This window comes from Nocardia abscessus NBRC 100374 (genome assembly GCF_000308455.1).
Lineage (GTDB): Bacteria > Actinomycetota > Actinomycetes > Mycobacteriales > Mycobacteriaceae > Nocardia > Nocardia abscessus.
On the sequence record NZ_BAFP01000100.1, the window covers coordinates 21,862 to 32,964 of the forward strand.

At 69.6% G+C, this 11,103-nt stretch carries 12 protein-coding genes; 3 read left to right on the plus strand and 9 right to left on the minus strand.

Annotated elements, in window-relative coordinates; translation table 11 throughout:
• The first annotated feature begins 60 nt into the window (after positions 1–60).
• From ON19_RS20080 to ON19_RS20090, 3 genes are read left to right on the plus strand one after another with little or no spacing between them, the layout of a single operon-like run.
• Positions 61–801: a maleate cis-trans isomerase family protein gene (locus ON19_RS20080; protein WP_043694961.1), complete on the plus strand. Its 741-nt coding sequence runs from the start codon at positions 61–63 to the stop codon at positions 799–801.
• A gap of 14 nt (positions 802–815) precedes the next feature.
• On the plus strand, positions 816–1,547 hold the full coding sequence (locus ON19_RS20085; RefSeq protein ID WP_043694964.1) for a maleate cis-trans isomerase family protein: 732 nt from the start codon (positions 816–818) through the stop codon (positions 1,545–1,547).
• The gene (locus ON19_RS20090; protein ID WP_043694967.1) at positions 1,534–2,199 is read left to right on the plus strand and encodes a GntR family transcriptional regulator; all 666 of its coding nucleotides are present in this window, start codon (positions 1,534–1,536) and stop codon (positions 2,197–2,199) included. Before ON19_RS20085 ends, ON19_RS20090 begins: the two co-directional genes overlap by 14 nt.
• A 16-nt stretch (positions 2,200–2,215) precedes the next feature.
• Here ON19_RS20090 and ON19_RS40510 read toward each other — a convergent pair whose 3' ends face one another.
• The 9 genes from ON19_RS40510 to infB all read right to left on the minus strand — a co-directional run.
• Complete coding sequence (locus ON19_RS40510; RefSeq protein ID WP_051169095.1) at positions 2,216–2,638, minus strand: EF-hand domain-containing protein; 423 nt, start codon at positions 2,636–2,638, stop codon at positions 2,216–2,218.
• A gap of 138 nt (positions 2,639–2,776) precedes the next feature.
• Positions 2,777–3,676, minus strand: a complete 900-nt coding sequence (truB, locus tag ON19_RS20100) for a tRNA pseudouridine(55) synthase TruB (RefSeq protein WP_043694970.1) — start codon at positions 3,674–3,676, stop codon at positions 2,777–2,779.
• A complete protein-coding gene (gene npt / locus ON19_RS20105; protein WP_043694972.1) occupies positions 3,676–4,344 on the minus strand; it encodes a 4'-phosphopantetheinyl transferase Npt in 669 nt (222 codons plus the stop codon). Before npt ends, truB begins: the two co-directional genes overlap by 1 nt.
• A gap of 162 nt (positions 4,345–4,506) precedes the next feature.
• On the minus strand, positions 4,507–5,466 hold the full coding sequence (locus ON19_RS20110) for a metallophosphoesterase family protein (protein WP_086006672.1): 960 nt from the start codon (positions 5,464–5,466) through the stop codon (positions 4,507–4,509).
• 58 nt (positions 5,467–5,524) lie between these two features.
• Positions 5,525–6,823, minus strand: a complete 1,299-nt coding sequence (locus ON19_RS20115; protein ID WP_043695006.1) for an MATE family efflux transporter — start codon at positions 6,821–6,823, stop codon at positions 5,525–5,527.
• Between the two features lie 549 nt (positions 6,824–7,372).
• Positions 7,373–8,374 (minus strand): DHH family phosphoesterase, encoded by a 1,002-nt coding sequence (locus ON19_RS20120; protein WP_043694975.1) that lies wholly within the window; start codon positions 8,372–8,374, stop codon positions 7,373–7,375.
• Between the two features lie 13 nt (positions 8,375–8,387).
• Positions 8,388–8,831, minus strand: coding sequence for a 30S ribosome-binding factor RbfA (gene rbfA, locus ON19_RS20125; RefSeq protein ID WP_043694978.1), 444 nt, complete (start codon positions 8,829–8,831; stop codon positions 8,388–8,390).
• 99 nt (positions 8,832–8,930) lie between these two features.
• Positions 8,931–9,221, minus strand: coding sequence for a DUF503 domain-containing protein (locus tag ON19_RS20130; RefSeq protein WP_039799368.1), 291 nt, complete (start codon positions 9,219–9,221; stop codon positions 8,931–8,933).
• Positions 9,222–9,294: 73 nt separating this feature from the next.
• A partial coding sequence (gene infB, locus ON19_RS20135) for a translation initiation factor IF-2 (protein ID WP_063709467.1) occupies positions 9,295–11,103 on the minus strand: 1,809 nt, incomplete at its 5' end.

The following is an 11,103-nucleotide window of genomic DNA, read 5'->3' on the forward strand; positions in this document are numbered from 1 at the left end:
GATTGTCAACAATCCGATCGTGTTCGGAGGTCGTCCCGGCTGAGCGCGAGAGGGGCCGTAGTGGATCTGAGCTTTCCCGACCTCGAGGGGCCCGTTGCCCAACGAGGTATCGGGATCATCGCACCGTTCGATCTCGCACTCGAACGAGAGCTCTGGCGCTGGGCGCCGCTGGAGGTGAGCCTGCATCTGGCGCGCACACCCTACGAGCCGGTCCCGGTGTCGCTGGAGATGGCCGAGCTGGTCTCGGACGCCGCGCACCTCACCGCGGCCACCCGCAACGTGCTGCACGTGGAGCCGGAAGTGGTGGCCTACCTGTGCACGTCGGGCAGCTTCATCAAAGGTCTCAGCTACGAGAAGTCGCTGCGGGACACCATCTGTCAGGCCGGGGCGCAGGACGCGGTCACCACCTCGGGCGCGCTGCTGGAAGCAATCCGCCATCTGAACCTCACGCGGGTCTCGGTGCTCACCCCGTACGACGAGATCCTCACTCACCGGCTGCACGAGTTCCTCGCCGAAGCCGGATGCGCGGTGGTGCGCTCCGACCACCTCGGGCTCGGCGGCGGCATCTGGAAGGTCAGTTATCGCACGATCGCCGAACGCATCCTCGCCGCCGACGATCCCGACGCCCAGGCCGTCTTCGTCAGCTGTACCAACCTGCCGACCTACGACGTGATCGAGCCGCTGGAGAACGCACTCGGCAAACCGGTGCTCACCGCCAACCAGCTCACCATGTGGGCCTGCCTCGGCCGGATGAAGCTGCCGATGATGGGCCCGGGCAAGTGGCTACTCAACGTTTTCTGAAGGAAGAACATCGCATGCACGCACCCACCGTCGGCTTCATCTACCCCGACCACGCGGCGGAGGACGACTACCCGCTCGCGGCGGCGACGCTCGGCGCGCACCTTCCGGTAGCCCACATCTACGGCACCGATCTGCACGCCGTCCCCGAACTGCTCGAGCTCGGCAGTCCGGAGAAATTGCGTCTCGGCGCTTCGCTGCTGGCCCCGCACCGCCCCGACGCGATCGTCTGGGCTTGCACCTCCGGCAGTTTCGTCTACGGCCCCGCGGGCGCCCGCGACCAGGTGCGCGCGCTCGCCGAGGTCGCCGGTGTGCCCGCGACCAGCACCAGCATCGCGTTCGCCGAGGCCGTGCACGCGCTGGGGCTGCGCACCGTCGCCGTCGCCGCCAGCTATCCCGACGAGGTCGCCCGGCTGTTCGTGGACTTCCTCGCCGACGCGGGCATCGAGGTCGTCTCCATGTCCAGCGCGGGCATCGATACCGCCGCGGAGGTCGGCACCCTCACCGCGAGCCAGGTGCTGCGGCTGGCCGCGGACAACGACCACCCCGGCGCGCAGGCGCTGCTCATCCCCGACACCGCGATGCACACCCTGGCTGTGCTGCCGGACCTGGAAGCTACGCTGGGCAAACCGGTGCTGACGGCCAATCAGGTGACGATCTGGGCGGGCTTGCGGCTGGCCGGCGCCGAGCCGGTCGTTCCCGGACTCGGCACCTTGTTCGCGGAAAGGCAGACCGATGTCCGTCGTTGATTTCGAGCCGGTGAACCGGCAATCGACCGCGGAGATGATCGCCGATCGGCTCCGCGAAGCGATCATGCGCGGCAGTCTCGCGCCGGGGTCGCAGCTGGGCGAAGCCGATCTCGCCGCGCGGTTCGCGGTCTCGCGCGGACCGGTACGCGAGGCGATGCAGCGCTTGGTGTCCGAAGGCCTGCTGCACAGCATCCGTCACCGCGGCATCTTCGTCATCGAACTGAGCCTCGACGACGTCGTCGACATCTACCGGGCCAGGACGGCGCTGGAGGGCGGCGCGCTGGAGCTGATCCTGGACGGTCGCCGCCCCATCGCCTATGAGGCCCTCGGGCCCAGCGTCGACGAGATGGTCGCGTGCGCCGCACGCGGTGACGCGGTGGGTGTCTCGGACGCCGACCAAGCCTTCCACGAGGCGCTGGTGGAGAGCGCGGCCAGCCCGCGCCTGGTGCGCGCGGCACGCACCCTGCTGATCGAGACGCGTATGTGCTTGGGCGCTTTGCAGACCACCTACCCGGACCTGCGGGAGCAGGCCGACGAACACGTCGACCTGCGCGAAGCGATCGCCACCGCCGAGCCCGCGCGCGCCCGCGCCCTGCTCGTCGAGCACATGGACGACGCCGTGGAACGACTTCGCCGCCAACTCGGCTCCTGAACGAGCGGCCGCGGCGCTACCGGGACAGGAACTCCAGCAGCGCGCGGAATTCCGGCAGCGAGAGATACCCGTCGCCGTCGAGGTCGGCGGCGGCCAGCAAGGCGTCGGCCGGTTCATCGATCCGGCCCGCGCCGCAGTGTCGGATGAGCGATTCGAGTTCCTCGACCGAGATGCGGCCGTCGCCGTTGACATCGAAGACCTTGAACGCGGCGTCGGCGTCGGTCACCTCGATACGCCCGCCCACCAGCGCCGCGTCGAATTCGGCCCGGGAGACCAGGAAGTCGCCGTTGGTGTCGGCGGCCGCGACGAGCCGTTCCACCGCCGCGTCGTCGACCTCCAGACCGAGCGCACGGATGCCCGCCGTGATGTCCTCCACCGAAACGAGCCCGTCCCCGTCGCGGTCCCACAATCCGAACGTGTCCACCGGTCCATCACTCATGCCCGCTACCTTCGCCGCCACTACCGCCCGCGAACCGCGCGGACGACCACCCCACACTGTACGGATTCCGTTGGGGGCGTGAGATGCTCAGACCGAACCCCGGGAACGCTCGGTACAGCGCAGGCGGGGCAGCAGTCCCTACAGATTCGCCGGGCGTACGACCATCACCGATGCCGCTCGCTTGCCGCTTTCCCGCAGCAGTGCGATCGCACGGCCCTCCGGATCGATGGCGGCGTAGACGTCGGGTATCCCGATCGGGTCGAGCCAGCGTCCGTTACGCAGGTCATCGGCCTGCTCGGCGTCGATGTCGCGGTGCGGGAAGGCGGTACGCACGGCCTGGTCCATGTCGAGGCTCAGGGGTGGCGCGCCCGATTCCGCGGCGGCGGCCAGCTCGTCCAGGGTGCGCGCGTGCTCGAGGGTGAAGGGGCCGACCCTGGTGCGGCGCAAGGCGGTCAGGTGGCCGCCGACGCCGAGCGCGGCGCCCAAGTCTCGGGCCAGCGCCCGCACGTAGGTGCCCGAGGAGCACTCGACCATCACGTCCAAGTCGACGAAATCACCGTTGTCGCGGCGGGCGAGCACATCGAAGCGCGACACCGTCACCGGACGGGCGGCCAATTGCACTTCTTCGCCCGCGCGGTGGCGGGCATAGGCGCGCTCGCCGTTCACCTTGATCGCGCTCACGGTGGCGGGGACCTGGTCGATGTCTCCGGTCAGTTCGGCTGTGCGCGTGGCGATGTCGGCGTCGTCGAGGTGCCCGGCCGGGGTCGTGACCAGCACCTCGCCCTCGGCGTCGTCGGTGCTGGTGGCCTGCCCGAGCCGGATGGTCGCGGTGTACGCCTTGGTCGTCAGGGTGAGCAGGCCGAGCAGTTTGGTCGCGCGTTCCACGCCGAGCACCAGCACACCGGTCGCCATCGGGTCCAGGGTGCCCGCGTGACCGATCTTCTTGGTGCGCAGCAGCTTCCGGCATCTCGCGACGACGTCGTGGCTGGTCCAGCCACCGTCCTTGTCGACGACGAGCAGCCCGCCGAGTGCGTCCATCAGATGTGCGCGATCGCGGTCAGGATGTACCCGTCGGTGATCAGCCAACGACCGTCGAACGAGTGCAGCGGCGGCCCGCCGTCGGTGGTCTGCCCCGGCACCAGCAATTCGGTGTGGAAGCTGCCGCGCCCGGAATCGGCGGAGCTGTCCTCGATCTCGAACGTGATGCGCGCCTCCTCGAAGCCCAGCCAGCGGACGGTCAGCGGAAACCACGCCTTGTAGGTGGTCTCCTTGGCGCAGAACAGCAACCGGTCCAGGTGCAGCTCGGAGTCGGCGGTCTTCAGCCACTCCCGCTCCTCCGGCAGACTGACCGAATCCAGGACGCCGTCCGGCAGGGTGGCGTGCGGCTCGGCGTCGATGCCGATGGAGCGGAAGCGCAGCTTGTGGCCGAGCGCGGCCGCCCGATATCCATCACAGTGGGTCATGCTGCCGACGATCCCGCGCGGCCACACCGGAGCGCCGCGCTCCCCCTTGCCGATCGCGACCGGCTGCTCGCCGAGCTGCGTGAGCGCCAGCCGGGCACAGTGCCGCGCGCCGATGAAGTCACGACGCCGCTTCTCCACCGACTTGGCGATGAGATGCTCCTCCGCCGGATGCGGCCGCAGGTCCTCCGGGTATGCCAGCAACTCGGCCGAGGCCACACCCGCGGGCAGAATGTTCTCGATCATCACCGAAGAGCGTAGTCGAGCCCCAACGGGCGGACTCGCAGCGCCATGAGCCCGCGCACGTCCAGCGTTGCCCAGGCCGGCCGCGAGCCGGCGCATCGCACGGCATGAGCCCAGCCGTCGCGGGCGCGGTTGCTTCGCGACCACGAGGCGAGCGGGCGGGGCCTACGCCAGCCCGCGCCGCTGCTGCGCCTTGCTCCGCATCTCGGCCGCGGTGGCTTCCATCTCCGGGGTCACCTGGAAGTGGCCGCCCCACTTGTTCAACGTGCCCGGCGGGTACTCCGGGGTAGGCAGGATCTGGCGCAACAGTCGCTCGGGCAGGCCGCGGCGCTGCCATTCGCGCGGGTAGCCGAGCGAGACCTCCTCGAACCGGACGCCGTCGTAGTGCGACGTGCGGGGGATGTGCAGGTGCCCGTACACCGAGCAGACGACGTTGTAGCGGGTGTGCCAGTCCGCGGTCAGCTCGGTGCCGCACCACAGCGCGAACTCCGGGTAGAACAGCACGTCGGTCGGCTGCCGGACCAACGGGAAGTGATTGATCAGGACGACCGGGGTGCCGGGGGCGAGCGCGTCGAGCTTGCGCTTGGTCGCCTGCACCCGGGCATGGCACCAGGCGTCCCTGGTCAGGTACGGCTCCGGCGAGAGCAGGAACTCGTCGGTCGCCACCACATTGCGCTCCCGGGCGATCGCGAGACCCTCGGCCTTGGTGGTCGCACCCTCCGGCAGGAACGAGTAGTCGTACAGCAGGAACATCGGCGCCAGCGTGACCGATCCGCCGTGCTCCTCGGCGCCCGCACCCTGCCAGACCGGATAGGGGTCCTCGGGAGTGAGCACGTCCAGGTCACGGCACATCGACACCAAGTAGTCGTAGCGCGCCACCCCCGACATCTGCACCGGATCCTTCGCCGTGGTCCACAGCTCGTGGTTGCCCGGCACCCAGATCACCGTGGCGAACCGGCTGCGCAGTAGCTCCAGCGCCCACCGGATGTCCTCGGTCTTCTCCCCCACGTCGCCGGCCACGATGAGCCAGTCCTCCGGCGAGTCCGCCCGGATCTGCTCGACGACCGGCCGATTCCCCTGGTGACCGACGTGAATGTCGCTCACCGCCATCAACTTGGGTATCACCACACCTACCTTGGCACATCCGTTCGGATTCGCACGCACCGGCCGAGCCGGGTGTCGGTCACCTCGGCATTTCGGCGCCGACCTGAGCCCACCGGCCCCACAGCGCCCGCCACGCGACGGCGAGCAGCCGCAACATCATGAACGCGGCAAGGCCGGACCAGATTCCGGCGACGCCCCAATCGAAGGCCAGCGACAGCCAGATGGCGGGCAGGAAGCCGAGCAACGCCGCACCGAGGGTGGTGGTGCGCAGATACGCCGCGTCGCCCGCGCCGAGCAGAACACCGTCGAGGGCGAAGACGACGCCCGCCACCGGGATGAGCGCGACGAAGAACCACCACACCACGTGGGTGCGCTCGAGCACCGCCGGGTCGTCGGTGAACAGCGCCGGAATCGCCATCGCCCCGGCCGCGAAGCAGGCGGCGAGGCCGAGGCTGAAGACTTCCGACCAGCGGGTCACCCGCCGCGCGATCGCACGGGCGCCGGGGGCGTCGTCCGCGCCCAGAGCCGCGCCGGTGAGGGTCTGCGCGGCGATGGCCAGGGCGTCCAGGGCCAGCGCCAGGAAGTTCCACAGTTGCAGCACCAGCTGGTGCGCCGCCACGGACGCGGCGCCGAAACGCGCGGCGACCGCCGCCGCCGAGACGAAGCAGGCCTGGAAGGCGAAGCTGCGGGCGATGAGGTCGCGCCCGAGCACGAGCTGGGCCCGCATGACCGGCCACCGAGCGGCGAGCGGAACGCGTTCGCGGACCAGCGCGTTCAGGAAGAGGATGGCGGTGACGACCTGACCCGCGACGTTCGCCACGGCAGAGCCCGGCAGTCCCAGGTGCGGCGCACCGAGCAGTCCGTGCACCAGTACCGGGCAGAGGACGCCCGACACCGCTAGCCCGGCGACCACGTAGACCAGCGGCCTGCGCGTCTCCTGCACGCCCCGCATCCAGCCGTTGCCCGCCATGGAGATCAGGATCAGCGGCACGCCGAACAGCGCGATCCGCACCCAGGCCAGCGCTTCCTCCGCGATGTCGCCGCCGCCCGCGATGGCGTTGGTCACCGGCACGGCGAACGCCTGGACCAGCAGCAGGATCGCGGTGCCGACGGCGATCGCGATCCAGGTGGCCTGCACGCCTTCCGCGACGGCTCCCCGGTGGTCGCCCGCGCCGTGGCGACGCGCCGAGCGAGCGGTGGTGCCATAGGACAGGAAGGTCAATTGCGAACTGGTCTGCGCCAGGATCAAACCGCCGACGGCGAGACCGGCCAGCGCGAGCGCGCCGAGCCTGCCGACCACGGCAAGGTCGAACAGCAGGTAGATCGGCTCGGCGACCAGCACGCCGAGGGTGGGCAACGCGAGCCCGAGAATGCGCATCGGCCCGGCCGCGGCGGCGCGTCCCGGCCCGTCCGCGGGAAGGACCGGATCACCGATTTCCGCGCCACTGGAACCCTGCCCGTTCACGCACACCTCCCCCGCTCGCACACCTCCGGGACCACCATCGTTCGCTCACCTTCGCACGGCTCACCGACAACCACGGCAGCGTGCGGCCCCGGGGAGCGGGCGTCGTCCAGCCGGCGGCGTGCGGCTCGGATCGCGGCAAGCGTCGCAGCCAACGGTTCCGGATCGGCAGGGCGATACCGATAACCACTGTCTGGGTGACCGCGCGAGCGACCCGGCTCGGCGACGTGTGCGAGATGGCAAGCGGGCGCACTCCCGCCACGGGGCTCGAGCCGCCCGGGACGCGACCGACGACTGCCGAGGCGTGCGGCGCACCCGTAGACCAGCCTGCGAATGCCACGAGGCTCGGTCGATCCGCGAACAGGCCCGGACACGAGCGGGCCGCGCGGCAAGAGCCGAAAGTGACGCGATCCAGCGCTTTTTCGTCGGAGCCGACCCAAAATCCGCTGCTACCGAGGACCACGGTCAGCCGAGGGCGGCCAGCAGCGCACCGACCAGATCGTCGGGCGTGCCGTACGCGGTGTATCCGGCGGCGAAGCGGTGGCCGCCGCCGCCCAACGCTGTCGCCACCTCCGCGACGTCCACCCCGTCGCCGGTGCACGATCCGCTGTCGCGCGATCGGAGTGACACCGTCCACCGGTCGGGTACGAGACGGGATTGCTTGAATACCGCGGCGACTCCCGCTTCGGCGGTCGTGCGCACGATATCGATCACGCTTTCGACTTCCTCCGACCGCACGTCATCGATGTCGTCGCGACGCACGAACGCGTACACCAGGCCGACACCGCCGCGCACGTCCGGGACGAGCTGCGCCGTCCCGAGCACCCGCGACAGCATGGGCAGCCACCCGAACGGGTGCGTGTCCATCAACGTGCGGGCGATCTGCGCGCCGTCGATCCCGGTGGCCAGCAACCGTTCCGCCAGTTCGTGCGTACCCGGCCGCACCCACCGGAACGAGCCCGTGTCGGTGACCAGACCGGCGTAGAGGCAATGCGCCACCTCCGCGTCGATCGGCACGCCCCACACGTCGAGCAGCCGCGCGACCAGGCTCGTGGTGGACTCGGCGGCGGGATCGATCACGTTGATCGCGCCGAAACGCGTGTTGGACCGGTGGTGATCGATCACCATTGTCGTTGCCGCGCCGGACAATCGGTCGGCGAGCGCGCCCAGCCGGCCCGCACTGCCGCAGTCGACCGCGACGAGCAGGTCGACCTCGGCACGCACCGCGCCGGGCTCCACCAGATACCGCACGCCGGGCAGCGACCGCATCGACGCGGGCAGCTCCGCCGGTTCGGCGAACGACACCTGCACCGGGATCCCGCGCCGGTGCAACACCAGCGCCAGCGCGAGACCGCTTCCCACAGTGTCCGCATCGGGCTGCACATGGCAGACGACGGTCACCGAGCGCGCGGCCTCCAGCGCCGCCACGGCCGTGTCCAGGTCGGCCGTTTCCCGCATCGTCGTCATCGACTACCGCATGTCACTCGTCGGCGTCGCGTTCGGCCTTGTAGGGGTCGGCTTCGCCCGCGTGCCTGGCCGTCGCGGCCACCTTGGCGACCTCGTCGTCCGCGGCCCGCGCCCTGGCCAGCAGCTCCTCCATCTGGCGGGCCGCGTCGGGCACCCTGTCCAGCACGAATGCCAGCGTCGGGGTGAACTTCACCCCGGTGCCGGCGCCCACCTTGGAGCGCAGCACACCCTTGGCCTTCTCCAGACCGGCCGCCGCCCCTTCGTAATCCGGTTCGGCGTCGAGGGTTTCGCCCATCACGGTGTAGTACACCGTCGCCTCCCGGAGATCGCCGGTGACCTTGGCGTCGGTGACGGTCACGAAACGCAGCCGCGGATCCTTCACCTCGTATTCGATCGCGGTCGCGACGATCGAGGAAATCCGCTTGGCGAGTCGGCGTGCCCTGGCTTGATCCACCATGGCCGTTTCCTCCTCACTACTAACTCTGTCGATGGCGGGCGGAGCGTGGACCGGTGTGGCCCACCCGAGCTCCGTCCTCCGCGCCGTCGCTGGGCCGCGTCAGTCTTCGGGGCCGAAGATTCGGCGGCGCACCGCCAGCAACTGTAACTCCGGACGGGCCGCGACGTGCCGTTCACAACGGTCCAGCACCTCGGTCAGGTGATCCATGCCCGCGCTGACCATGGCCACGCCCAGGAGCGAGCGACGGTATAGATCGTGTTCCCCACCTTCGGCCGCACTCACACCGAATCGCTGCAATTCGGCCAGAATCGGCCGGATCACGGAGCGCTTCTGTTTCAGCGAGTGCACGTCGCCGAGCAGCAGGTCGAACTCCAGTGCACCCAGGTACACACACCCTCCAGTGTCGGGACGACCGAGCCGGACGCCGCGCACTTCGCGCGGCGTCCGGGTTCGTATCGGTCTGTCAGTCGCGCGGCTTCTCGCGCAGCTCGTAGGCCTCGATGATGTCGCCCTCCTTGATATCGGAGTAGGTGACCGTCATACCGCACTCGTAGCCCTCGCGGACCTCGGTGGCGTCGTCCTTCTCCCGGCGCAGCGACGAGATCGTCATCGTCTCGGCGATCACCACGTTGTCCCGGAGCAGGCGCGCCTTGGCGTTGCGCTTGACCGAACCCGACGTGACCATGCAACCGGCGATATTGCCGATCTTCGAGGAACGGAAGATCGCCCTGATCTCGGCCCGGCCCAGCTCGACCTCTTCGTAGATCGGCTTGAGCATGCCCTTGAGGGCCTTCTCGATCTCGTCGATGGCCTGGTAGATCACCGAGTAGTACCGGATGTCGACACCCTCGCGGTTGGCCAGCTCGGTGGCCTTGCCCTCCGCGCGGACGTTGAACCCGATGATGATCGCGTTCGACGCCGACGCCAGGTTGACGTTGGTCTCGGTGACGCCACCGACACCGCGGTCGATCACCCGCAGACGCACCTCGTCGCCCACCTGGATTCCCAGCAGCGCCTCTTCGAGGGCCTCGACCGTACCCGAGTTGTCGCCCTTGAGGATCAGGTTCAGCTCGCTGGTTTCCTTCAGCGCGGCATCCAGATCTTCCAGGCTGATCCGCTTGCGGCTGCGTGCGGCCAGCGCGTTGCGCTTGCGCGCATTGCGGCGATCCGCGATCTGCCGGGCGATCCGGTCCTCGTCCACCACGAGCAGGTTGTCACCCGCGCCGGGCACCGACGTGAAGCCGACGACCTGGACCGGCCGCGACGGCAGCGCCGCCTCGACGTCGTCGCCGTGCTCGTCGACCATCCGGCGCACCCGGCCGTAGGCGTCTCCCGCCACGATCGAGTCGCCGACCCGCAGGGTGCCGCGCTGGATGAGCACGGTCGCCACCGGGCCTCGACCGCGGTCGAGGTGGGCCTCGATGGCCACGCCCTGCGCGTCCATGTCCGGGTTGGCCCGCAGGTCCAGCGCCGCGTCCGCGGTCAGCAGGACGGCCTCGAGCAGAGCGTCGATGTTGATGTTCTGCCTGGCGGAGATGTCCACGAACATCGTTTCGCCACCGTATTCCTCGGCGACCAGACCGTACTCGGTGAGCTGCTGACGAACCTTCTGCGGGTTCGCGCCCTCCTTGTCGATCTTGTTGACCGCCACCACGATCGGCACGTCGGCCGCCTGCGCGTGGTTGATCGCCTCCACCGTCTGCGGCATGACGCCGTCGTCGGCGGCGACCACCAGGATCGCGATGTCGGTGGCCTTCGCACCGCGGGCACGCATGGCGGTGAACGCCTCGTGACCCGGGGTGTCGATGAAGGTGATGAGCCGGTCTTCCTCGCCGAGGTGGGTGAGCACCTGGTAGGCGCCGATGTGCTGGGTGATGCCGCCCGCCTCGCCCTCGCGGACGTTCGCCTTGCGGATGGTGTCCAGCAGTCGGGTCTTACCGTGGTCGACGTGACCCATGACGGTCACCACCGGCGGACGCTGTTCGAGGTCTTCCTCGCCGCCCTCGTCCTCGCCGTAGGTGAGGTCGAACGACTCCAGCAGCTCGCGGTCCTCGTCCTCGGGGCTGACCACGTGGACGACGTAGTTCATCTCGCTGCCGAGCAGCTCGAGGGTCTCGTCGTTCACCGACTGGGTCGCGGTGACCATCTCGCCGAGGTTGAACAGGGCCTGTACCAGCGCGGCCGGGTTCGCGTCGATCTTCTCCGCGAAGTCCGACAGCGACGCGCCGCGGGCGAGCCGGATGATCTCGCCGTTGCCGCGCGGCAGCCGGAC